Raw genomic sequence first — 22,567 nt, 5'->3', positions numbered from 1 at the left:
CCCTGGCCGCTGCAAGACCCGCGTCGGACGGCGCCGCGGGCTGCGGCGAGCCAACCATCCTGCGTGAACGCGGCCAGCGTGAGGTGTTCTGCGGCCTGACTGGCATCATCTGGCTGCATCGCAAGATCCAGGATGCCTTCTTCCTTGTGGTCGGCAGCCGCACCTGCGCGCATTTGCTGCAATCGGCCGCCGGCGTGATGATCTTCGCCGAGCCGCGCTTCGCCACCGCCATCATCGAGGAACGCGACCTCGCCGGACTTGCCGACGCCAATGAGGGGCTGGAGCGGATCGTCAACGCGCTGCTCGCCCGGCGGCCCGACATCAAGCTGCTGTTCCTGGTGGGCTCCTGCCCGTCGGAGGTGATCAAGCTCGATCTTGGCCAGGCGGCGCAGCGTCTGTCCCGGCGCTTCCTGCCCGAAGTGCGCGTGCTGCATTACTCCGGCAGCGGGATCGAGACGACCTTCACGCAGGGCGAGGATGCCTGCCTTGCCGCGCTGGTGCCGGAGATGTCGGCGGCGGGGGCGGCCACGCACTCGCTGCTGGTCGTCGGTGCGCTGGCCGAGGTGGTCGAGGACCAGTTCCGACGCCTGTTCGACACCATGGGCGTTGGCCCGGTCCACTTCCTGCCGCCCCGCCGCGCCGCGGAATTGCCGCCGGTCGGTGCGGGCACCCGATATATCCTGGCCCAGCCTTTCCTCGCCGATACCGCCCGGGCGCTGAGCGACCGCGGCGCGCATCGCATCGCGGCGCCGTTTCCGCTCGGCGCCGAGGGCACCACACTCTGGCTTCGCGCAGTGGCCGAAGAATGGGGCGTTACTCCCCACGCCTTCCATGAGGCCACCGCCTTCGGTGAGCAGCGCGCCCGACGCGCCGTGTCTCACCGGCGCGAGCGGTTGTCCGGCCTGCGGGTGGGGTTCTTCCCCGACTCGCAGCTGGAGATACCGCTCGCGCGCTTTCTATCGCGTGAACTCGGCATGGTGCCGGTCGAGATCGGCACGCCCTACCTGCACCGCGAGCACATGGCGCAGGAGTTGGCGCTGCTGCCGGCCGGCGTGCTGATCAGCGAGGGCCAGCATGTCGACAACCAGCTCGACCGCTTCCGCGCATCGCGCCCCGACCTGACGGTGTGCGGCCTGGGCCTGGCCAATCCGCTCGAAGCCGAGGGGCTTGCGACCAAGTGGTCGATCGAGCTCGTCTTCTCGCCTATCCAGGGATACGAGCAGGCGGGCGACCTTGCCGAACTGTTCGTCCGGCCGCTTGCGCGGCGCGCGCGGCTCGCGGTGTAGCGCCATGCAGCTCGCAGTCTGGACCTATGAAGGGCCGCCACATGTGGGGGCGATGCGTGTCGCCACCGCGATGGAGGAACTGCACTACGTCCTGCACGCGCCACAAGGCGACACCTACGCCGATCTGCTTTTCACCATGATCGAACGGCGTGCCAAGCGCCCGCCGGTCACCTACACCACCTTCCAGGCCCGGGACCTCGGCGGCGACACGGCGGAGCTGCTGAAGGCTGCGGTGCGCGATGCCTTCGATCGCTTTCGGCCGCAGGCGATGCTTGTCGGTGCGTCCTGCACCGCCGAATTGATCCAGGACGATCCCGGCGGGCTGGCGCGTACGCTCGGGCTGCCGGTGCCGGTGGTGCCGATCGAACTGCCATCCTACCAGCGCAAGGAGAACTGGGGCGCGGCAGAGACGCTGTATCGCCTGGTGCGTGCCTTCGCCGGACCGCAGGCGAGTGTGCCGCGTGCCGCTGCCGACGGCCCCCGCTGCAACATCCTCGGCCCGACAGCGCTCGGCTTTCGCCACCGCGATGACCTGGTCGAGATCCGCCGTCTGCTTGAGCGCATCGGTGTCGCGGTGAACGTCGTCGCGCCGCTCGGCGCCACGCCGGCCGATCTCGCGCGGCTTGGCGCGGCGGATTTCAACGTCGTGCTCTATCCCGAGGTTGCCGACCAGACGGCCGCCTGGCTGGAACGCAGCTTCGGCCAGAAGCGCACCCGCGCCGTGCCGATCGGCGTCGGCGCCACGCGCGACTTCATCGCGGAAGTCGGCGCGCTGGCCGGGATCGACACCACGGCGATGCTGGCGGAGGAGACGTCCCGCCTCCCCTGGTACTCGCGCTCCGTGGATTCGAACTATCTCACCGGCAAGCGCGTCTTCATCTTCGGCGATGCGACCCATGCCATCGCCGCGGCGCGTGTCGCGGCGCAGGAGCTGGCCTTTGAAGTGGTGGGCATCGGCACCTACAGCCGCGAGCAGGCACGCGACGTGCGGGACGCGGCCATTGGCTACGGCCTGGAGGCGCTGATCAGCGACGACTACCTTGCCGTCGAGGCCGCCATTGCCGCCGCGCAGCCGGAACTAGTGCTTGGCACGCAGATGGAACGGCATATCGCCAAGAAGCTCGGCATTCCCTGCGCGGTGATCTCGGCGCCGGTGCATGTGCAGGATTTCCCGGCGCGCCATTCGCCTCAGATGGGATTCGAGGGTGCGAACGTCCTGTTCGATACCTGGGTCCATCCCCTGATGATGGGGCTCGAGGAACATCTGCTGCACATGTTCCGCGACGATTTCGAGTTCCACGACGATGCCGGCGCTTCGCATCTTGGCGCCACGGCCGCGGCCCCTGCCCCGGTCGTGCTCGCCAAGGTCGAAGCGCTGCGCTGGGCACCCGATGCCGAGAAGGAATTGCGCAAGATCCCGTTCTTCGTGCGTGGCAAGGCGCGCCGCAACACGGAGAGCTACGCCGCCGACGCCGGCCTCACCACCATCACCGTCGAGACGCTGTACGATGCCAAAGCGCACTTCTCACGCTGAGCGCATTCCCCTGCGCATCGTCCTGGTGACGATGGACAGCCACCTCGCCGGCGTGGTCCAGCAGGCCGAGGATGCGCTGCGCGGCGACATGCCCGGACTGTCCGTGGTGATGCACGCGGCGGATCGCTGGGCGTCGGATGCCGATGCGCTGGCCGAATGCTGCGCCGACATCGCCCGTGCCGATGTCGTCATCACCACCATGCTGTTCCTTGACGATCATATCCGGGCCGTGCTGCCGGCGCTGACCGCCCGGCGCGACACCTGCGACGCCATGCTGTGCTGCCTGTCCGCCGGGGAAGTGGTTCGCCTGACCAGGCTCGGGCGCTTCGACATGTCTGCCGAGGCGCGCGGTATCACGGGGCTGCTGAAGCGCCTGCGCGGCCATCGCAAGCCCGGCGCGCATGCCTCGGGCCGCGACCAGATGAAGATGCTGCGTGAACTGCCGCGGCTGCTGCGCTTCATCCCGGGCACTGCGCAGGATGTGCGGGCCTATTTCCTCGCGCTGCAATATTGGCTGGCGGGCACCGGGGAGAACCTCGCGAACCTGATGCGTCTTCTGGTGAACCGCTACGCCTCGGGGCCGCGGGTGGCCTTGGCAGGTTCGATGAAGGTGGCCGCACCGGTCCAGTATCCCGATGTCGGGCTGTATCATCCGCGCGCCAAGGGTCGGCTTGTTGACCGTGTGACGTCATTGCCGCGCGAGGGCTGCGCCGGCACCGTCGGGCTGCTGGTGATGCGGTCCTACCTGCTGGCCGGCAACACGGCCCATTACGACGGCGTGATCGCGGCGCTGGAAGCCAGCGGCATGACGGTGGTTCCGGCCTTCGCCAGCGGCCTCGATCAACGCCCAGCGATTGAGCAGTTCTTCCTGCGCGACGGCCGCAGCACGGTCGATGCGGTGGTGTCGCTGACCGGCTTCTCGCTGGTCGGCGGGCCTGCCTACAACGACGCGCATGCGGCGGAGGAGATGCTGGCGCGGATCGACGTGCCCTATCTCGCCGCGCATCCGCTGGAATTCCAAACCCTGAGCCAGTGGGAAGGCGATGCGCGCGGACTGACGCCGGTCGAGGCCACCATGATGGTGGCGATCCCCGAGCTCGACGGCGCCATCGCGCCCATTACCTTCGGTGGCCGCGGCGGCGTGGGCGGTTCAGGCGGCGGCGACGACGCTGCCCACACCGGCGGCATGGTCCCCCATCGCGAGCGGGTCGAGATGCTCGCCGCGCGCGTCGCGAAGATCGTGGCGCTGCGCCGGACCGAGCGCGCCGGCAAACGTGTCGCCATCGTGCTGTTCAACTTCCCGCCCAATGCCGGTGCCACCGGCACGGCGGCGTATCTTTCGGTCTTCGAATCACTGCACCGCACGCTGCTGGCGATGCGCGATGGCGGCTACAGGATCGACGTGCCGGAGAGCGTGGACGCGCTGCGCTCGGTCGTGCTCGAAGGAAACGCCGCCCGCTACGGTGCACCCTGCAACGTCGCCGCCCTGATCCCGGCCGACGACCATGTACGGCGCGAGAAGCATCTGGCGCAGATCGAGGCCACCTGGGGACCAGCACCGGGGCGCGTGCAGACAGACGGATCGTCGGTGCTCGTATACGGCCTGCAACTCGGCAATGTCTTCATCGGCATACAGCCGACCTTCGGCTGGGAAGGCGACCCGATGCGCCTGCTGTTCGAGAAGGACTTCGCCCCGACCCACGCCTTCTCCGCCTTCTACCGTTGGTTGCGGGAGGATTTCGGCGCGCATGCGGTGCTGCATTTCGGCATGCATGGCGCGCTTGAATTCATGCCAGGCAAGCAGACGGGCGTGTCGGGCCAGTGCTGGCCGGACCGGTTGATCGCGGACCTGCCGAACATCAACCTCTATGCCTCGAACAATCCGTCGGAAGGCTCGCTTGCCAAGCGGCGCGCGGCGGCGACGTTGATCTCCTACCTGACGCCGCCCGTCGCGCATGCCGGACTGTATCGCGGGCTGCTGGACCTGAAATCCTCGATCGACCGCTGGCGTGGCCTGCCGCAGGACGCCGATGTCGGGACACGGGCGGTTCTGTCGGGGCTGATCCAGGCGCAGGCCAGCCAGGTGGACCTCGCCCAGGCCGAGCCGGTCTGGGGCGACACCGCGCCCGCCGAAATCCTGGTCCTGTCGGACAAGCTGCTCGAACTTGAATACGCGTTGATCCCGCATGGGCTGCATGTGGTCGGGGAGCCGCCGAACGCGGCGCAGCGGGCGGAAACGCTCGACGCGGCCGGTATCGTCGATCCAGTGCGGCGCGCGGAGTTGGACAGGCTTCTGGCCAAGGATCACGAATTGCCGGCCATCCTGCATGCACTGGACGGCGGCTATATCCGTCCGGCGCCGGGTGGCGACCTGCTGCGCAACACGGATGTGCTGCCAACCGGGCGCAACCTGCACGGCTTCGATCCCTTCCGCATCCCGTCCGCCTTCGCGGTCGAGGACGGTGCGCGGCAGGCCGAACGCCTCCTGGCTCGGCATCTTCAGGACGACGGTGCCCTGCCCGAGACGGTCGCGGTGGTCCTGTGGGGCACCGACAACCTCAAGACCGAGGGCGGTCCGATCGCCCAGGCCCTGTGGCTGATGGGCGCGGAGCCGCGGCATGACAGCTACGGGCGCCTGGCCGGCGCGCAACTCGTGCCGCTTGAACGGCTTGGGCGGGCACGGGTCGATGTCATGGTCACGCTGTCGGGCATCTTCCGCGACCTGCTGCCGCTGCAGACGAAACTGCTCGCGGAGGCGGCCTTCCTCGCGGCTTCCGCCGATGAACCTGTTACCAGGAACTTCGTGCGTCGCCACGCGCTCGCCTTCCAGGCGGCGCATGGAGGCACGCTGGAAGAAGCGAGCCTGCGGGTCTTCGGCAACACCGAAGGTGCCTATGGCGCCAACGTCAACCACATCCTCGAGAACGGCAGCTGGACCGACGAGGCTGAACTTGGCGACGCCTGGCAACGCCGGAAGGGCTTCGCCTATGGGCTGTCCGGGCGGCCTCACCGGAATGATTCCGTGCTGAAACACATGCTCGGCACGGTCGATGCCACCTACCAGAATCTCGATTCCATCGAGCTCGGCATCACCACCGTCGATCACTATTTCGACACGCTCGGCGGCATCAGCCGCGCCGTGCAGTCGGTACGCGGGCAGGCGGCCCGCACCTATGTCGGCGACCAGACCCGGGGCGAGGGGAAGGTGCGCAGCATCGCCGAGCAGGTCGCGCTCGAGACGCGGACGCGGGCGCTCAATCCCAAATGGATCGAACCGCTGCTGGCCCATGGGCATGAAGGCGTGCGGACCATCGAGGCGCAGGTGACCAACACCCTGGGCTGGTCCGCCACCACCGGCGCGGTGGCCCCTTGGGTCTACCAGCACCTGGCGCAGACCTACATGTTCGACGAGACGATGCGCCGGCGGCTGGCGGAGCTGAATCCCACCGCCTCCGCCCGCATCGCGAACCGCCTGATCGAGGCGCATGAGCGCCGCTACTGGCAGCCGGATCCGAGCATGATGGATGCGCTTCGCCGGGCCTGCGACGAACTTGAAGACCGCCTGGAAGGCATCACCGAAGGAGCGGCCACATGACTGTCGTGATGCGGCCCCGCCCGGGCATGACCGAGGGCGATGGCGAAGGCAGCCTGCAGGTGCATCTCGATCCGGCCTCGCGGATCGATACGGCGCGCGTCTTCGCCGTGTATGGCAAGGGCGGGATCGGCAAGAGCACCACCTCCTCCAACCTTTCCGTCGCCTTCAGCCGGATCGGCAAGCGTGTGCTGCAGATCGGCTGCGATCCGAAGCACGATTCGACCTTCACCCTGACCAAGCGGCTCGCCCCAACGGTGATCGATGCGCTGGAGGCGGTCGATTTCCATTCGGATGAGTTGCGGCGCGAGGATTTCGTATTCGAAGGCTATGGCGGGGTGCTCTGTGTCGAGGCCGGTGGCCCGCCCGCTGGCACGGGCTGCGGCGGCTATGTGGTCGGCCAGACGGTGAAGCTGCTGAAGGAGCATCACCTCCTCGATGAAACCGACATCGTCATCTTCGATGTGCTGGGCGACGTGGTGTGCGGCGGCTTCGCCTCCCCGTTGTTGCACGCCGATCGCGGGCTGATCGTGGCGGCCAATGATTTCGACTCTATCTTCGCGATGAATCGCATCGTCGCGGCCATCAAGACGAAGGAGAAGAATTATCCCGTGCGGCTTGGCGGCGTGATCGTGAACCGCAGCGCCGGCACCGACCAGATCGACCGATTCAACCGCGCCACGGGGATGAAGACGCTGGCGCATTTCCCCGACCTCGACGCCATCCGCCGGTCGCGGCTGAAGAAGGCCACGCTTTTCGAGATGGAGGAATCGCCCGAAGTGCTGCTGGCACAGCGGGAATACCTGCGGCTGGCGACATCGCTGTGGGAAGGGACCGAGACGCTGGAGGCGGCGCCTCTCAAGGATCGCGAGATCTTCGACCTGCTGGGGTTCGACTGATGACCTCCGCCAGCTACCGTGCCCGCCGGGGCGAGCTCGAGACCTATTTCGACCGCACCGCGGCCGATGCCTGGAAGCGCCTGACCTCCGACGCGCCGGTCAGCGGCATCCGCGCGACGGTGCGCGCCGGCCGCGATGAGATGCGCGCGACGCTGCTGTCGTGGCTGCCGCAGGACATGCGGGGGATGCGGCTTCTCGATGCCGGCTGCGGCACCGGCGCGCTTGCGGTCGAAGCGGCGCGGCGTGGCGCCTGCGTGACGGCAGTCGACATCTCTCCCACGCTGATCGGCCTGGCACGCGAACGCGCCGAGGGCCGGCAGGGCGCCGGGGAAGTCCATTTCTCGATCGGCGACATGCTCGATCCCGGGCTCGGCCGCTTCGATCACGTCGTGGCGATGGACAGCCTGATCCACTACCGCGCGGCCGACATGGTGACGGCGGTGGAGCAGCTCGCGGCGCGGGCGCGCGGATCCGTGCTGTTCACCTTCGCGCCGCGCACCGCGCTGCTGTCGATGATGCATGCCGCCGGCCGGTTCTTCCCGCGCGGCGACCGCGCCCCGGCGATCGAGCCGGTGCGCCATGACCGGCTGTCGACGATGTTGGCCGGCGGCGGGCGCACCATGGTGGGCCGCGGGCGCCGCATCGCACGGGGATTCTACGTCTCCCAGGCGATGGAGGTGTTGCGGACATGACCCTCGGCGGCGCCATCCTCGCGCGGGCCTGGACGCGGCTTGGGCCGCAATTCCTGCCCTTCGCCGATGCGGCCACGCCGGAGCTGCCGGTCGGACGCCTGATGCGCCTGTCGCTGTTCCAGGTGTCGGTGGGCCTGGCGGCGGCGCTGCTGATCGGCACCTTGAACCGCGTGCTGATCGTGGAGCTTGGCGTCTCGGCCGGGCTGGTGGCCGCGATGGTGTCGCTGCCGCTGCTGTTCGCACCATTCCGCGCCTTGATCGGCTTCAGGTCGGACACGCATCGCTCGGTGCTGGGCTGGCGGCGCGTGCCTTATATCTGGTTCGGTTCGCTGATGCAGTTCGGCGGCCTGGCCATCATGCCCTTCGCGCTGATCCTGCTGTCGGGCGACAGCAACGGGCCGGTCTGGGCGGCGCATGTCGCGGCCGCCCTGGCCTTCCTGCTGGTGGGTGCGGGGATGCACATGGTGCAGACGGTGGGCCTGGCGCTGGCGGCAGACCTCGCGCCGCCGCGCAGCCTGCCGCGCGTCGTCGCCCTGCTGTCGGTGATGCTGCTGCTTGGCATGCTGGTTGCCGGGCTGCTGTTCGGTGCGCTGCTGATGGAATTCAGCCAGCTCCGCCTGATCCAGGTGATCCAGGGCTCGGCCGTGGCGACCATGTTGCTCAACATCGTCGCGCTGTGGAAGCAGGAGGCGCGGGATCCGTCCCGCACGCGCGGGCGCGGCGATGGACCGGGATTCATGGAGAGCTGGCGGCAGCTGCGTGGCACCGGGCCGTGGCGCCGGCGGCTGGTGGCGGTGGCGCTCGGTACGGCGGGGTTCTCGATGCAGGACGTGTTGCTCGAACCGTATGGTGGCCAGGTGCTCGGACTTGGCGTGGCGGCGACGACGACCCTGACGGCGTTGTTCGCGCTCGGCGGCATCATCGGCTTCATCGGTGGCGCGCGCGCGATCGGGCGCGACGTGGATGCCTATCGCGTCGCCGGAACCGGCACTCTTTTGGGCGCCTTGGCATTCGCGCTCGTGATCTTCGCGGCGCCGATGGAAAGCGCCGTGGTGTTCGGTGTCGGAACGCTCGCGGTCGGCCTCGGGGCCGGGTGCTTCGCCCATGCGACGCTGACCGCCTTCATGACGGCCGCGCCGCAAGGGCAGGTCGGGCTTGCGCTTGGCGCCTGGGGCGCCGCGCAGGCAACCGCGGCCGGCGTCGCCATCGCCATGGGCGGATTCCTGCGCGACGGCATCGCGGCTCTGGCCGATGCCGGCGGCCTCGGCGCGGCGCTGATCACGCCGGCCACGTCCTACTGCACGGTCTATGGGATCGAGATCGTGATGCTGTTCGCCACCCTGGTCGCGCTTGGGCCTCTCGTGCAGTGGGCACGGGTGGACCAGGCGAGGCTTCCATCGCGGTTCGGCGTCGCCGAATCGCGGACCGCACCGTGACATAGCGGAGCACGCCATGCGCAACGTCGTCGGCTCAATCGACCTGGCCCTGATCGCGCTTTACGCGTTCTGGATCTTCTTCGCCGGGCTCATCTTCTATCTGCGGCGGGAGGACAAGCGGGAAGGCTACCCGTTGGTTTCGGACCGCGGGGCCCGGGTGATGGTCCAGGGCTTCCCGGCCATGCCGCCGCCCAAGGCCTTCCGCCTTGCCGATGGCAGCACCGTGCAGGTGCCGCGGCGCGAGGAGGAACCGTCGCTGGCGGCGCGGCCCGTTGCCGGCTTCCCGGGCGCGCCGCTGCAGCCGACCGGCGATCCGATGCAGGATGGCGTCGGGCCCGCCGCCTATGCGATGCGGCATGACGTGCCGGACATGATGTTCGACGCGCCCGTGCCGAAGATCGTGCCGCTGCGCACCGCGCCGGAGTATTCCATCGAGCGCGAGGATCCAGATCCGCGCGGCATGACGGTCTATGGCTTCGACCACAACGCCGGCGGCACGGTGGTGGATGGCTGGATCGACCGGTCCGACATGGCGCTGCGCTACCTTGAGGTGGAAGTGGCCTCCGCCACGGGGCCGCGCCATGTGCTGGTGCCGATGCCGCTGGTGCGCATCGACCATCGCCGCCGGCGCGTGAACCTCGCCTCGGTGACCGCGGCGCAGCTTGCCGCCGCACCGGCTACCCGCGAGCCAACGCAGATCACGCTGCGGGAGGAGGACCGTATCGCGGCCTACTTCGCCTCGGGCCATCTCTACGCCACGCCGGGCCGGCTGGGGCCCGTGCTATGAGGGAGCATGAGAGCGAGCCGGTCCCGGGCCTGCCGGAACGGCTGCCGGCGGGCGAGACGATCCTTTGGCAGGGTGCGCCGCGGTGGCGGCCGCTGGCCCTGCACGCCTTCCACCTGCGGGCGCTGGCAGCCTATTTCGCGCTGCTCGCGCTGTGGTACCTCGCCGCCGGTTGGGGCGCAGATCCGCAGGATGCCGCGCTGGGCGCCCTGCGGCTGGTCGCTCTCGGGGCGGTGCCGATCGTGCTGCTGCTCGGCCTCGGCAGCCTGGCGGCGCGCACGACGCTCTACACCATCACCAATCGCCGCATCGTGATGCGTGTCGGCGTGGCCCTGCCGATGACCGTCAACATTCCCTACGCGGCCATCCGTTCGGCGGATCTGCGCCAGCATCGCGATGGCACCGGCGACATCCTGTTGCGCCTGTTGCCGGGGCACCGCGCGTCCTACTTCGCGCTCTGGCCACATCTGCGGATGCTGCGCGTGTCGAGCCCGGAGCCGGTGTTGCGGGCGCTCACCGATGCGGAAGCGGCCGCACGGGCACTGGCGCAGGCGCTTGCCGCCTCCGCGTCCATGCCGGTGCGCGCGCTGCACGGCGCACGGATCGATGACGACCATGCCGCGCGCCCGGAAGCGGCGGCGGCGGCCTGAGGGAGCAAGCTCATGGCCAGCCAGGCGCGCGACCGCGGCTTTCCCTCGGCACCGCTGTTCGGTGTCGCGGCGCTGCTGGCCGTGACGATCGGCATTGCCCTGATCGGTGGTGCGCGCACGCCCGAGGCCGCAAGCGCCCTGCGGCAACGCCAACTGGTCTTCGAGGATCGAGCCGACGGCGCGGTGACGGTGCGCGATGCCACGGATGAAACCGCGTTCGCGGTGCTGGACCCGGGCACCAACGGTTTCATCCGCGCCGCCCTGCGCGGCATGGCGCGCGAGAGGCTGCGCGAGGCGCATGGCCCGGAGATCCCGTTCCGCCTGGTCGCCTGGGACGATGGTCGGCTGACCCTCGACGACCCCGCGACCGGCCGCCGGATCGACATCAAGGCCTTCGGCCACACCCAGGCGGAAGCCTTCATACGACTGCTGACCGAGGAAAGGGCGACCCGATGAGCGCAGAGGGCCTGACATCCTGGTTGCCCTTCGGCAGCCAGCGACGCATCGAGATCACCTGCAGCGTCGACATCGAGCAGAGCTTCGACAGCCTGCATGCCCACGCGATTCCCGAGGACATCGAACTGCGGCCCGGCGACCGCGTGATCGTCCATGGCGCGCCGACGATGGTGCCCTTTGGCGAAAGCCGCATCATGACCTGCCGCGCCACCGTCATCCGCGCGAGCGGCATCGAGCGTGTCTGGACCGAGTTCCGCGCCTTGTTCGAACTCACCGAACTCTATCACTGCGGCTTCGAGCCCAAGGAGGCAGCATGAACGCCGTGACCCCTGCGCCCCGCACGAAGGTCAATGAGGCGACGCGCAGCGCGCTGACCGAGACGGCCCTCAGCCCGCGCTTCTACACCACGGACTTCAAGGCGATGGACGCGATCGACGTCAGCCCCGTGCGGGCCCAATGGGACGCGCTGATCGCCGAGTTTCGCGCGGACCCGAACAAGGGCCATTTCGTCCGCACCGACGCCTTCGACGCCTTTGACATCAAGGCGCTGCCCGCACCGCTGCAGAAGGAGCTGATGGATTTCCTGGTCAGTTCCGTGACCGCGGAATTTTCCGGGTGCGTGCTCTATGCGGAAATCCGCAAGCGGGTGACGAACCAGGACATGAAGGACCTGTTCGGCTTCATGAGCCGCGACGAGGCCCGCCATGCCGGCTTCATCAACGACAGCCTGAAGGATGTCGGCATCGGCGTCGATCTCGGCTTCCTGACGCGCGCGAAGAAGTACCACTACTTCCGCCCGAAGTTCATCTTCTACGCGACCTACTTGTCGGAGAAGATCGGCTATGCCCGCTACATCACCATCTTTCGGCAGTTCGAGCGGCATCCGGAGCGGCGCTTCCACCCGATCTTCAATTGGTTCGAGGAGTGGTGCAACGACGAGTTCCGCCACGGCGAGGCCTTCGCCCTGCTGATGCGCGCCAACCCGGCGCTGCTGGAAGGGACCAACAAGCTCTGGGTGAAGTTCTTCCAGCTGGCCGTCTTCGCCACGATGTATGTGCGCGACCACCAGCGCCCCGCCTTCCACGAAGCGCTGGGGATGACGCCGACGGACTACGACTACGAGGTCTTCCGCATCACCTCGGCGATCTGCGAGCAGGTCTTCCCGGTGACGCTCGATGTGGAAAACCCCGCCTTCCATACCCGCATGGAGCGCCTGCGCGTGACCAGCGAACGGATGCTCGCCGCCAAGGCCGCCACCGGCATCGGCGGCAAGCTGCGGCGGGCCGGCCTGGCTGCGCGCGCGGCGGTGCAGTTCGCGCATCTGTACATGCTCCCTGGCCGCCGCAAGGCGTTGCCGGCCGAGATACGCCTGGCGCCGAGCTGGTAGTCCCGCATGGTCGAGCACCTGCTGCCCGCACTGTTCGCAATGTTCCTGTGGTGGGGCGGCACCGGGGTGATTCTCGTGCTCGACGGCCTGCGGCGGGAGACCTTCCGCTGGACCCTGCTTGGCGCGACGGTACTGCTGGCTGTCGGCCTGGCGGGCCTGTCGGCCAGCGCGACCAGCCTCGACCCACCCGGGGCCTATGTCGCCTTCACCTGCGCCATCCTGGTCTGGGCCTGGATCGAGGTCACTTTCCTGACCGGCCTGCTGACCGGCCCCAGCAAGGCGCCATGCCCGCCGGGCGCGCGTGGCTGGCCGCGCTTCCGTGCCGCCGTCGCGGCGATCCTGTGGCACGAGCTCGCCATCCTCGCCGGCATCGCGGTCGTCATCATGCTGGCGGGCGATGGACCGAACCGGATCGGCCTGTGGACCTTCCTGATGCTCGCCGCGATGCGGCTGAGCGCGAAGCTCAACATCTTCCTCGGGGTGCGCAATCTCGGCGAGGCGCTGCTGCCCGATCATCTCCGCTACATCGAGAGTTATTTCGCACGGCGGCCGATGAATGCGCTGTTCCCGGTATCCGTCGTCGCCGGGGTGGCGTTGTGCACGGCGCTGGTGGCGGTTGCGGCGGCACCGGGTGCCGATGCCGGCACAGCCGCCGGCTTCACGCTGCTTGCCAGCCTCGCGGCCTTCGGCGTGCTGGAACACGCCTTCATGATCCTGCCTTTCCCGCCCGAGGCGATGTGGCGCTGGCTGTTGCCGGCGGCGCGCCGGGGCGGTGCGGCCACGCCGCCGATCGCGGCCACCTGGCCGGCCATCCGAATTCCCAACGGTGATCATCGCGACAGGTGCGGCGCGGTGACCAAGACCGAAGCCCCGCCGCCCCATGGGAGCCGGACATGAACTACGAGGCCTTTTTCCGGAATCAGATCCAAGGCCTCCATCGGGAAGGCCGCTATCGTGTCTTCGCCGATATCGAGCGTCAGGCCGGCCAGTATCCGCGTGCCATCCGCCACGTGAACGGCCGTGAGCGCGAGGTCACCGTCTGGTGCTCCAATGACTACCTCGGCATGGGGCAGCACCCGGATGTGCTGGCTGCGATGCACGCGGCGCTGGACCGCTACGGCGCCGGTGCCGGCGGCACGCGCAACATCTCCGGCACCAACCATGAGCATGTCCTGTTGGAAGCGGATCTCGCCGACCTGCATGGCACCGAGGCGGCGCTGCTGTTCAATTCGGGATACATGTCCAACTGGGCATCGCTGTCCACCCTGGCATCCCACATGCCGGGTTGCGTCATCGTCTCGGATGAGATGAACCATGCTTCGATGATCGAGGGCATGCGCCACAGCCGCGCGGCGCGACGCGTCTTCGCGCACAATGATGTCGCCGACCTGCGGCGCGTGCTGGCGGAACTCGACCCCGCCGCGCCGAAACTGGTGGCATTCGAGAGCGTCTACTCGATGGATGGCGACATCGCGCCGATCGGCGCGATCTGCGATGCCGCCGCCGAATTCGGCGCCATGACCTATTGCGACGAGGTGCACGCCGTCGGTCTCTATGGCCCGCGCGGCGGGGGCATCACCGAACGTGACGGCGTGGCGCATCGCCTGACGGTCATCGAGGGTACGCTGGCCAAGGCCTTTGGCGTGATCGGCGGCTACATCGCCGGTTCTGCGGCGATGGTCGATTTCGTGCGCTCCCACGCCTCCGGCTTCATCTTCTCGACCGCGCTGCCGCCGGCGATCGCGGCCGGGGTGCGGGCGAGCATCCGCCACCTCAAATCCAGCAATTTCGAGCGCGAGCGGTTGCACGAACGGGCCGCGACACTGCGGCGGCGGCTCGACGCCGTCGGCGTGCCGCACCTCGACAACGTCAGCCATATCGTCCCGGTGATGGTCGGCGATCCCGTCATCTGCAAGGAGATCAGCGATCGCCTGCTCGACGAGCACGGCGTCTATGTGCAACCGATCAACTATCCGACCGTGCCGCGCGGCACCGAAAGGCTGCGCATCACGCCGTCGCCGGTGCACAGCGACGCCGACATGGACCATCTGGTGGCGGCGCTGGAAGCGGTCTGGGCACGCTTCAGCCTGCGCCGAGCGGCCTGACGATGGACGGGACCGCCAGCCACAGGACCGAGGCGGCGGCCGATGTCGCGGCGGAAGCCACGCATCCCGAGACCCCGCCACGCAGGCGTGCCGCCGCGCCGCCGGTGTCGCGCCCGCTTTTCCCATTCGCAGCGCTGGTCGGCCAGGAGGAGATGCAGCGTGCGCTGCTGCTCGTCGCCGTCGATCCGGGCATCGGCGGCGTGCTGGTGCAGGGCGACCGCGGAACGGGCAAGTCCACGGCCGTGCGGGCACTCGCCGCACTGCTGCCGCCGATGCGCGTCGTCGCCGGCTGCCGCTTCGGCTGCGACCCGGCCTCGCCCGGCAGCCTCTGCGAGGATTGCCGGAAGCGCCATGTCCGCACGGTGACGACGGTGCCCATCCCGGTGGTCGACCTGCCGCTCGGCGCGACCGAGGATCGTGTCGCCGGCGCCCTCGATATCGAGCGGGCGCTGGTCGATGGTGTCCGGGCTTTCGAGCCCGGCCTGCTGGCCCGTGCCCATCGCGGCTTCCTCTACATCGACGAGGTGAACCTGCTCGAGGATCACCTGGTCGATCTGCTGCTCGACGTCGCGGCGTCGGGCGAGAATGTGGTCGAGCGGGAGGGGATCAGCCTGCGCCACCCGGCGCGCTTCGTGCTGATCGGCAGCGGCAACCCGGAGGAAGGCGAACTGCGGCCCCAGCTTCTCGACAGGTTCGGCCTGTCGGTGGAGGTGCGCACGCCGATGGATCTTGCCACCCGGATCGAGGTGGTGCGCCGGCGCGACAGTTTCGAACGCGAGCCCTCGGCCTTTGCGACGCAGTGGCGCAAGCCACAGGGGCGCCTGCGTGCGCGGATCGTGGCGGCGCGCAGGCGCCTGCCGCGCATCCGCACACCGGATCGCGCGCTCGAGATCGCTGCCCGCCTGTGCATGGCGCTCGGCACGGATGGGCTGCGGGGCGAGTTGACGCTGATCCGAGCGGCGCGGGCGCTCACGGCCCTTGAAGGCGGCGAGGAGGTGTCGGGCGCCGAACTCAGGGCGGTCGCCATCCCGGCCCTGTGCCACCGATTGCGGCGCAATCCGCTCGATGAATCGGGCAGCGCGGCACGCGTCGAGCGTGCCATCGGCGAAGTGCTTGGCCCATGACGGCAGCCGGCGAGGAGCGCGATGTGACATGCGCGGCCTTGCTGCTGGCTGAAGACGCAAACGCCGTGCTCGCATTGCTCGCGGTTGATCCCGTTGGATTGGGCGGCGTGGCGCTGCGGGCCGCGCCCGGGCCATTGCGCGACCGATGGCTTGGCCTGCTGCGGGAAGCGATGCCCGCGGCGTCCCCGTGGCGCCGGATGCCGGCCGATACGCCTGACAGCCGCGTGCTGGGCGGCCTTGATCTCGGCGCGACGCTGGCCGCCGGGCGGCCGCTGGCCGAGCGCGGCATTCTCGCCGAAGCCGATGGCGGCGTCGTGGTGCTGCCGATGGCCGAACGCCTCGCCGGTGCGATGGCGGCGCGCATCGCGGCGGTGCTCGATTCGCGGGAAGTCGTGGTCGAGCGCGATGGCCTGGCGCGACGCTGGCCGGCACATATCAGCATCGTCGCGCTGGACGAAGGCATCGATGCGGATGAGTTGCCGCCGGCGCCGCTGCTCGACCGACTGGCTTTCGCGATTGGCCTGGATGCGCTGCCGCGCGGCGTGGTGATGGCGCCACCGTCGCCCGGGGCGATTGCGCGGGCCCGTGCGGCATTGCCGAACGTGACCGTGCAGCCCGAGCTGCTCCGCGCCCTGTGCGCCACCGGCCTGGCACTTGGCGTCACTTCGCCGCGCGCGGCGCTGCTGGCGTTGCGGACCATGCGCGCTGCCGCGGCTCTCGCGGGGCGCGGCGCGACGATGGAGGATGATGCCGCCCTGGCTGCGCGGCTGGTGCTGGCGCCCCGCGCCACCTGCCTGCCGCCGGCGGAGCCGGAGGAAGCCCCGCCGGACACCGATCAAGCCGAGGGCGAGCAATCGGAAAACCAGCCCGCGACCACCGATACACGCGCCGACGACCTGACCGACATGGTCATCGAAGCCGCCCGCGCCGCGATGCCGCCGGCACTGCTGGCCAGGCTCGCCGCGGCCCAGCAGGCCGCGACCCGTGCGGGTGCCGCGGGAAGGGCCGGTGCCGCGCGCCGTGACGGCGCGCGTGGTCGTGCGCTCGGTGCGAAGGCCGGGCGCCTGCACGACGGTGCCAGGCTCGCGCTGATCGAGACATTGCGCGCCGCTGCCCCCTGGCAGGCGATCCGTCGGCAGCATGACACACGGCGCGACCGGCCCGTGCTGATCCGGGCCGAGGATATCCGCCTGCGGCGCCATGAGGAGCGCAGCGGCACGACCGCCATCTTCGCAGTGGATGCTTCCGGCTCGACCGCGCTGCACCGGATGGCGGAAGCCAAGGGCGCGGTGGAGATGCTGCTCGGCGAATGCTATGCGCGCCGCGACCGGGTCGCGCTGATCGCCTTCCGGCGCGACGCCGCCACGGTGTTGTTGCCGCCGACGCAGGCGCTGGCGAGGGCGCGGCGCTGCCTCGCGGCCTTGCCGGGCGGAGGGGCCACGCCATTGGCCGCGGCCCTGGACGCCGCGCGCGTGCTGGCGGAAGCCGAGCGGCGCCAGGGCCGCCTGCCACTGCTGATCCTGATGACCGATGGCCGGGCGAATGTGGCGCGCGACGGGCAGACCGGGCGTGCGGCCGGCGAGGCGGATGCCCTTGCCGCGGCGCCGCTTCTTCGCGCGATGGGACTGCCGGCATTGCTGGTTGACACCGCGCCGCGACCGCAGCCTTTCGCCCGCCGGCTCGCCGAGGCGATGGGGGGTCGGCACGTGCCGTTGCCGCAGGCGGATGCCGCCCGGCTTTCATCCGTGGTCGGCGCCGTTGCGCGGGCCGCCTGAGATGACGCGCCCTGCCACCGCGATGGCCTTGGGTTCCAGCGATACGCGGGAAGGCCCGCGGCGGCACGACGCCCCGGATTGGGCGCGCGACGGCCGCGACTGGCCCAACCGGCAGGCGAGCCGCTTCGTCACGGCCGGTGGCCTGCGCTGGCACGTCCAGGTCATGGGCCACGGGCCTGTGCTGCTGCTGCTGCATGGCACCGCCGCGGCGACGCATTCCTGGCGTGACCTCATGCCCCTGCTGGCGGAGCACGCCACGGTGGTTGCGCCGGATCTGCCTGGCCATGGTTTCACCGCCACGCCCGCCCCGCACCGCCTGTCGGTGTCAGGCATGGCGCGCGCCGTCGCCGACCTGACCAAGGCGCTGGACATCAAGCCCGTCGCGGTCGTGGGGCATTCCGCGGGCGCGGCAATCCTGTTGCGCATGGCACTGGATGGCGCGATCGCACCGCGCGTCGTGATCGGACTGAATGCCGCCCTGATGCCGCTGGGCGAGGCGCATGCCGCCTTCTTCACCCATACCGCGCGGCTGCTGGTTGGCCTGCCTTTCGTGCCGCGCCTGTTCGCCTGGCAGGCGTCGCGCCAATCGGTGGCGGAACGCCTGTTGCGCGATACTGGTTCGACCGTCGATGCGCGTGGCGTCGAACTCTATGCGCGGCTGTTTCGCCATGCGTCGCATATCGGCGCGGCGCTCCGCATGATGGCCAACTGGGACCTTCAGCCGCTGCTGCGCGACCTGCCTGGCCTGGCGGCACCGCTGGTCCTGCTGACCGGCACGAACGACCGGGCCATCCCGCCGAGCCAGGCGCGGCGCGTGCAGTATCTGCTTCCGTCGACGCGCCTCGTCGCCCTTCCGGGCCTGGGTCACCTGGCGCATGAGGAGCGCCCGGCCGTCGTCGCCGAGGTGATCCTGCGCGAAGCCGCGCTGCAGGCCGACGATCCGCATCGGCCAATATCGCCATGACCGGCGCGCAGCAGGGCGCGGCCACGCTGCCGCCGCAGCACGGCCTGCGGAGCGAACTCAATGACGAGGTTCATGCACGCCCGCCGGAAGCGTTGGTGCCGCCCGTGCGGATCTCCCAACTCGCCATGCTGCAGAAGGAATCCACGCCGCGCGACGCGGCCTGGGAAGCGCTGTGCGACCTGGCACGCCGCCACGGCATCCCGGAGCCGCTGCGCGAAGCCCGGCATTTCAGCGCCGACTTCGGGGCCTTTCGGCTGAAATGGGAACGCCACACCGAATTCAGCCGCTACACGGCGATCGTCCCGGGGGCGGGCGCCGACGGATTCGCGTCGCCGGCGCTGGCCGCGCTGCCCGCCGACTGGGTCGCCTCGCTGCCCGGGGAGATGATCGCCGCCACGCATGCGGCGCTTCTGCCGATGTCGGCAGTCGACGCCGACCCGGCGGAGATCGCCGCGCGGCTGTTCGACGGCAACCAGTTGATCGGCGCGAGACTGTTCGCCGAGCGCGGCCTCGCCCTTACCGATTTCCGCATCCATGCGGATGGCTTCGGCCGTACCCTCATTCTCGATCGCGCCATGACGCCGTGGCAGGCAGGCCGCATCGTGCAGCAGCTGCTCGAAGTGGACAGCTACCGCATCCTGGCGCTCCTCGCATTGCCGATCGCGCGCGCCCTGGTGCCGGTGCTGGCCGCAAATGAACGTGACCTCGCCGAGATCACCGCCGCCATGGTGCAAGGCGACAGCGCCGACGAACCGGAACTGCTGGCGAAGCTGACGCGCCTCGCGGCGGAAACCGAGAATCGCGAGGCGCGTGACCGCTACCGCTTCGATGCCGCCGCCGCCTATCACACCCTGGTCCGCACACGCATCGAGGATCTGCGCGAGGACCGGATCGAAGGTCTCCAGACCTTCCGGGAATTCACCGAGCGGCGGCTGGCGCCGGCGATGAGCACCTGCCGCGCCGTGGCGATCCGGCAGGAACAGCTTGCGGCCCGTATCGCGCGGGCGACGCGACTGCTCTCGACCCAGGTGGACCTCACGCGGCAGCAGCAGAACCAGGCGCTGCTCGGTTCGGTGGACCGCAGCGCGCGGATGCAGCTGCGGTTGCAGCAGACGGTCGAGGGATTGTCGGTCGCCGCCATCACCTACTACCTGGTCGGGATGCTGGCCTATGTGCTGCGGGGCGTGGGCGTGGCCGGCGTGCCGGTGCCCTATGAAGTGATGGTCGCGGCGTCGGTGCCGATCATCGCGCTGATGGTCTATCTCGGCACGCGGCGTCTGCGGCGTGCCGCAACGCATGAAGCGGAATCCGGGACATGAACATGCTGGCGCGCCTGCCTGCCGTGTCCGCAACGGGGTCGAAGCCGCACGCCATCGTCATCGGCAGCGGGGTCGGAGGCCTGGCCGCGGCCATCCGCCTCGGTGCCCGCGGATATCGTGTCACGGTGCTCGAACGGCTCGATCAGGCGGGCGGGCGGGCGCGCGTCTTCTGCCAGGATGGCTTCACCTTCGACGCGGGCCCGACCATCGTGACCGCGCCGCAGTTGTTCGAGGAGCTGTGGACGCTGTGTGGTCGCCGCATGGCGGACGACGTGACGCTCCGTCCGCTGACGCCCTTCTACCGCCTGCGCTTCGACGACGGCAGCACCTTCGACTGTTCCGCCGATCCAGCGGCGATGCTGGCCGAGGTCGCGCGCCTGTCGCCCGGCGATGTCGATGGCTATGAGCGATTCATGGCGCTGTCGGCGGCGCTGTGCCGGCTGGGCTTCGAGGAGCTGGGCGATTCGTCCTTCGCGTCGCTGGCTGACATGGCGAGCGTGGCACCAGCGCTGGTGCGCTACGGCGCCTGGCGCAGCGTCTATGCGACCGTCGCGCGACACGTGCGGGACGAGCGGCTGCGCACGGCCTTCAGCTTCCACCCGCTGCTGATCGGCGGTGACCCGTTCCGCGCCAGCGCGATCTACGCGCTGATCCCGCATCTGGAACGGCAATGGGGCGTGCACTGGGCGATGGGCGGGACCGGCAGGCTCGTTGCCGGGCTGGTCGATCTGCTGCGCGGCCAGGGCGGCACGCTGCGTCTAGGTGCGGAGGTCGCGGCGATCCTGGTCGAGGGCGGCCGCGCCTGTGGCGTCCGGCTCGCGAACGGCGAGGAGATCCGCGCCGCCATCGTCGTCTCCAACGCCGATTCCGCCTGGACCTACCGACATCTCCTGGGGAACGCGCCGCGGCGTCGCTGGACCGACCGCCGGCTCGACCGGGCGAGCTCCTCGATGGGGCTGTTCGTGTGGTATTTCGGCACGCGCCGCCAGTACGCCGAGGTTGGCCACCACACGATCCTGCTCGGCCCGCGCTATCGCGAATTGCTGCGTGACATCTTCCGACGCAAGGTCCTGGCCAAGGATTTCAGCCTCTATCTGCATCGGCCGACGGCCAGCGACCCGGCCCTCGCGCCGCCGGGGCATGATGCGTTCTATGTGCTCTCCCCGGTGCCGAACCTCCAGGCCGGCATCGATTGGCGCCGCGAGGCGGAGCCCTATCGACAGGCCATCCAGCGTCGCCTTTCGGAGACGCTGCTGCCGGGGCTGGAGACGGAGATCGTCACCTCCAGGATCCTCACCCCGCTGGACTTCCGCGACGACTTGCTCGCCTGGCGCGGGTCCGGCTTTGGCCTGGAGCCGGTGCTGACGCAAAGCGCCTGGTTCCGGCCGCACAACCGCAGCGAGGAGGTGGATGGCCTCTACCTCGTCGGCGCCGGCACCCATCCGGGTGCGGGCCTGCCCGGCGTGCTGTCCTCCGCCCGTGTGCTGGACAAGGTGGTCCCCCATGCCGACGCCTTCGTCTGACATCGCGCCTGCCGATCTCGTCGCCTGCCGCGCGATGCTCGCCGGCGGGTCGCGCAGCTTCCGCGTCGCGTCGCTGGTGCTGCCGGCGCGCATCGCGCGACCGGCGGCTGCGCTCTATGCCTTCTGCCGCGTCGCCGATGACCTGATCGACCGGGATGGCGGCGGGACGAACGCCGTCCGCGCGCTGGAACGCCGGCTCGATGCCATCTGCGCCGGGCATCCCGGCCCGTGGCCGGCCGACCGCGCCTTCGCGGCGGTCGTCGCGCGTCATGGCATCCCGCGTGCCTTGCCGGCTGCCTTGCTCGAAGGGCTGGTCTGGGATGTCGAGGGGCGTGAATACGCCACGCTTGATGCGTTGGAGGCCTATGCCGCGCGCGTGGCCGGCAGTGTCGGCGCCATGATGGCGCTGCTGATGGGTGCGACATCGCCGGCGGCCGTCGCCCGTGCGGCCGATCTCGGCGTCGCCATGCAACTCACCAATATCGCGCGCGATGTGGGGGAGGATGCGCGCGCCGGTCGCCTCTATTTGCCTCGCGACTGGCTGCGCGAGGCCGGCATCGCGCCGGACGCCTGGCTCGCCGCGCCACGGTTCACGCCCGCGCTCGGGACGGTCGTCGCGCGCCTGCTGCGAACCGCGGATGCATATTACCGGCGCGCCGAGGCCGGCATCGCGCTGCTGCCGGTCGATTGCCGCCCGGGCATTGCGGCGGCCCGGCTGATCTATGCTGAGATCGGCCGTGTGCTGGAACGTCAAGGTCATGATTCGGTCTCGGCGCGTGCGGTGGTCGGTGGAGCGCGGAAGGTCGCGTTGCTGGCCCACGCGCCGCTGCTGGCCTGGCGTGCCGCCAGCCCGGCACAGCCGGCCGCACCGCTGGCGGCCAATCGGTTCCTGGTGGATGCGGCGGCAGCGGTTCAGCGCCCGCATCCGGTGGTCCCGTGGTGGGCTTTCGGTGATCGCATCGTCTGGGCGGCGGAGCTGTTCGCGCGGCTCGACCAACGCGAACGTCGCCGCGCGACGGCCGCCGACCGCGCATGAGGCAG

19 protein-coding genes are annotated in these 22,567 nt (G+C 69.8%); all 19 read left to right on the top strand.

All coding sequences use genetic code 11. From position 1 onward, the window contains the following. Positions 1-2: 2 nt before the first annotated feature. Genes AAFN86_RS04245 through AAFN86_RS04155 form a run of 19 tightly spaced genes read left to right on the top strand, consistent with a single transcriptional unit; the run spans position 3 to position 22,562 of the window. The gene (locus tag AAFN86_RS04245; protein ID WP_347542385.1) at positions 3-1,286 is read left to right on the top strand and encodes a ferredoxin:protochlorophyllide reductase (ATP-dependent) subunit N; all 1,284 of its coding nucleotides are present in this window, start codon (positions 3-5) and stop codon (positions 1,284-1,286) included. Positions 1,287-1,290: 4 nt separating this feature from the next. Next, positions 1,291-2,820 carry a ferredoxin:protochlorophyllide reductase (ATP-dependent) subunit B gene (bchB, locus tag AAFN86_RS04240; RefSeq protein ID WP_347541977.1) on the top strand — a complete coding sequence of 510 codons (1,530 nt, stop codon included), beginning with the start codon at positions 1,291-1,293 and terminating at the stop codon, positions 2,818-2,820. Further along, a complete protein-coding gene (locus AAFN86_RS04235; RefSeq protein ID WP_347541976.1) occupies positions 2,795-6,415 on the top strand; it encodes a magnesium chelatase subunit H in 3,621 nt (1,206 codons plus the stop codon). Before bchB ends, AAFN86_RS04235 begins: the two co-directional genes overlap by 26 nt. Positions 6,416-6,423: 8 nt before the next feature. After that, the gene (gene bchL / locus AAFN86_RS04230) at positions 6,424-7,311 is read left to right on the top strand and encodes a ferredoxin:protochlorophyllide reductase (ATP-dependent) iron-sulfur ATP-binding protein (RefSeq protein ID WP_347542384.1); all 888 of its coding nucleotides are present in this window, start codon (positions 6,424-6,426) and stop codon (positions 7,309-7,311) included. Further along, entirely contained in the window at positions 7,311-8,003 is a 693-nt protein-coding gene (gene bchM / locus AAFN86_RS04225) for a magnesium protoporphyrin IX methyltransferase (protein WP_347541975.1), read from the top strand. Before bchL ends, bchM begins: the two co-directional genes overlap by 1 nt. Next, a complete protein-coding gene (locus AAFN86_RS04220; RefSeq protein WP_347541974.1) occupies positions 8,000-9,439 on the top strand; it encodes an MFS transporter in 1,440 nt (479 codons plus the stop codon). Before bchM ends, AAFN86_RS04220 begins: the two co-directional genes overlap by 4 nt. 16 nt (positions 9,440-9,455) lie before the next feature. Continuing rightward, positions 9,456-10,226 carry a photosynthetic reaction center subunit H gene (gene puhA / locus AAFN86_RS04215; RefSeq protein WP_347541973.1) on the top strand — a complete coding sequence of 257 codons (771 nt, stop codon included), beginning with the start codon at positions 9,456-9,458 and terminating at the stop codon, positions 10,224-10,226. After that, positions 10,223-10,873 carry a photosynthetic complex putative assembly protein PuhB gene (gene puhB, locus AAFN86_RS04210; protein WP_347541972.1) on the top strand — a complete coding sequence of 217 codons (651 nt, stop codon included), beginning with the start codon at positions 10,223-10,225 and terminating at the stop codon, positions 10,871-10,873. Before puhA ends, puhB begins: the two co-directional genes overlap by 4 nt. 12 nt (positions 10,874-10,885) lie before the next feature. Then, complete coding sequence (puhC, locus tag AAFN86_RS04205; protein ID WP_347541971.1) at positions 10,886-11,329, top strand: photosynthetic complex assembly protein PuhC; 444 nt, start codon at positions 10,886-10,888, stop codon at positions 11,327-11,329. After that, entirely contained in the window at positions 11,326-11,646 is a 321-nt protein-coding gene (locus tag AAFN86_RS04200; RefSeq protein ID WP_347541970.1) for a hypothetical protein, read from the top strand. The genes puhC and AAFN86_RS04200 overlap by 4 nt, the downstream gene beginning before the upstream one ends. Then, a complete protein-coding gene (gene acsF, locus AAFN86_RS04195; RefSeq protein ID WP_347541969.1) occupies positions 11,643-12,716 on the top strand; it encodes a magnesium-protoporphyrin IX monomethyl ester (oxidative) cyclase in 1,074 nt (357 codons plus the stop codon). Before AAFN86_RS04200 ends, acsF begins: the two co-directional genes overlap by 4 nt. Positions 12,717-12,722: 6 nt before the next feature. Beyond that, positions 12,723-13,613: a putative photosynthetic complex assembly protein PuhE gene (puhE, locus tag AAFN86_RS04190; protein ID WP_347541968.1), complete on the top strand. Its 891-nt coding sequence runs from the start codon at positions 12,723-12,725 to the stop codon at positions 13,611-13,613. Next, positions 13,610-14,821, top strand: coding sequence for a 5-aminolevulinate synthase (gene hemA, locus AAFN86_RS04185; RefSeq protein ID WP_347541967.1), 1,212 nt, complete (start codon positions 13,610-13,612; stop codon positions 14,819-14,821). Before puhE ends, hemA begins: the two co-directional genes overlap by 4 nt. Continuing rightward, positions 14,818-15,945 (top strand): magnesium chelatase ATPase subunit I, encoded by a 1,128-nt coding sequence (gene bchI, locus AAFN86_RS04180; RefSeq protein WP_408906585.1) that lies wholly within the window; start codon positions 14,818-14,820, stop codon positions 15,943-15,945. The genes hemA and bchI overlap by 4 nt, the downstream gene beginning before the upstream one ends. Next, positions 15,942-17,720 carry a magnesium chelatase subunit D gene (locus AAFN86_RS04175; protein WP_347541965.1) on the top strand — a complete coding sequence of 593 codons (1,779 nt, stop codon included), beginning with the start codon at positions 15,942-15,944 and terminating at the stop codon, positions 17,718-17,720. The genes bchI and AAFN86_RS04175 overlap by 4 nt, the downstream gene beginning before the upstream one ends. A gap of 1 nt (position 17,721) precedes the next feature. Further along, a complete protein-coding gene (bchO, locus tag AAFN86_RS04170; protein ID WP_347541964.1) occupies positions 17,722-18,684 on the top strand; it encodes an alpha/beta fold hydrolase BchO in 963 nt (320 codons plus the stop codon). After that, the gene (locus tag AAFN86_RS04165; protein ID WP_347541963.1) at positions 18,681-20,003 is read left to right on the top strand and encodes a DUF3422 domain-containing protein; all 1,323 of its coding nucleotides are present in this window, start codon (positions 18,681-18,683) and stop codon (positions 20,001-20,003) included. Before bchO ends, AAFN86_RS04165 begins: the two co-directional genes overlap by 4 nt. Continuing rightward, entirely contained in the window at positions 20,000-21,526 is a 1,527-nt protein-coding gene (locus tag AAFN86_RS04160) for a phytoene desaturase (RefSeq protein ID WP_347541962.1), read from the top strand. The genes AAFN86_RS04165 and AAFN86_RS04160 overlap by 4 nt, the downstream gene beginning before the upstream one ends. Next, positions 21,507-22,562 (top strand): phytoene/squalene synthase family protein, encoded by a 1,056-nt coding sequence (locus tag AAFN86_RS04155; RefSeq protein WP_347541961.1) that lies wholly within the window; start codon positions 21,507-21,509, stop codon positions 22,560-22,562. The genes AAFN86_RS04160 and AAFN86_RS04155 overlap by 20 nt, the downstream gene beginning before the upstream one ends. Positions 22,563-22,567 lie beyond the last annotated feature (5 nt).

This window comes from Roseomonas sp. CAU 1739, assembly GCF_039839775.1.
Lineage (GTDB): Bacteria > Pseudomonadota > Alphaproteobacteria > Acetobacterales > Acetobacteraceae > Neoroseomonas.
Note: the sequence above shows the minus strand (reverse complement) of the source record. Positions and strands in the feature narration are given on the sequence as shown.

Bases quoted from the DNA above. Each gene is read 5' to 3' on its own strand.
- AAFN86_RS04165 (WP_347541963.1), top strand. From the start codon at position 18,681: ATGACCGGCGCGCAGCAGGGCGCGGCCACGCTGCCGCCGCAGCACGGC.
- puhE (WP_347541968.1), top strand. From the start codon at position 12,723: ATGGTCGAGCACCTGCTGCCCGCACTGTTCGCAATGTTCCTGTGGTGG.
- acsF (WP_347541969.1), top strand. From the start codon at position 11,643: ATGAACGCCGTGACCCCTGCGCCCCGCACGAAGGTCAATGAGGCGACG.
- AAFN86_RS04200 (WP_347541970.1), top strand. From the start codon at position 11,326: ATGAGCGCAGAGGGCCTGACATCCTGGTTGCCCTTCGGCAGCCAGCGA.
- bchL (WP_347542384.1), top strand. From the start codon at position 6,424: ATGCGGCCCCGCCCGGGCATGACCGAGGGCGATGGCGAAGGCAGCCTG.
- AAFN86_RS04175 (WP_347541965.1), top strand. From the start codon at position 15,942: ATGACGGCAGCCGGCGAGGAGCGCGATGTGACATGCGCGGCCTTGCTG.
- puhB (WP_347541972.1), top strand. From the start codon at position 10,223: ATGAGGGAGCATGAGAGCGAGCCGGTCCCGGGCCTGCCGGAACGGCTG.
- bchM (WP_347541975.1), top strand. From the start codon at position 7,311: ATGACCTCCGCCAGCTACCGTGCCCGCCGGGGCGAGCTCGAGACCTAT.
- hemA (WP_347541967.1), top strand. From the start codon at position 13,610: ATGAACTACGAGGCCTTTTTCCGGAATCAGATCCAAGGCCTCCATCGG.
- AAFN86_RS04155 (WP_347541961.1), top strand. From the start codon at position 21,507: ATGCCGACGCCTTCGTCTGACATCGCGCCTGCCGATCTCGTCGCCTGC.
- puhC (WP_347541971.1), top strand. From the start codon at position 10,886: ATGGCCAGCCAGGCGCGCGACCGCGGCTTTCCCTCGGCACCGCTGTTC.
- bchO (WP_347541964.1), top strand. From the start codon at position 17,722: ATGACGCGCCCTGCCACCGCGATGGCCTTGGGTTCCAGCGATACGCGG.
- AAFN86_RS04160 (WP_347541962.1), top strand. From the start codon at position 20,000: ATGAACATGCTGGCGCGCCTGCCTGCCGTGTCCGCAACGGGGTCGAAG.
- bchB (WP_347541977.1), top strand. From the start codon at position 1,291: ATGCAGCTCGCAGTCTGGACCTATGAAGGGCCGCCACATGTGGGGGCG.
- AAFN86_RS04220 (WP_347541974.1), top strand. From the start codon at position 8,000: ATGACCCTCGGCGGCGCCATCCTCGCGCGGGCCTGGACGCGGCTTGGG.
- AAFN86_RS04235 (WP_347541976.1), top strand. From the start codon at position 2,795: ATGCCAAAGCGCACTTCTCACGCTGAGCGCATTCCCCTGCGCATCGTC.
- puhA (WP_347541973.1), top strand. From the start codon at position 9,456: ATGCGCAACGTCGTCGGCTCAATCGACCTGGCCCTGATCGCGCTTTAC.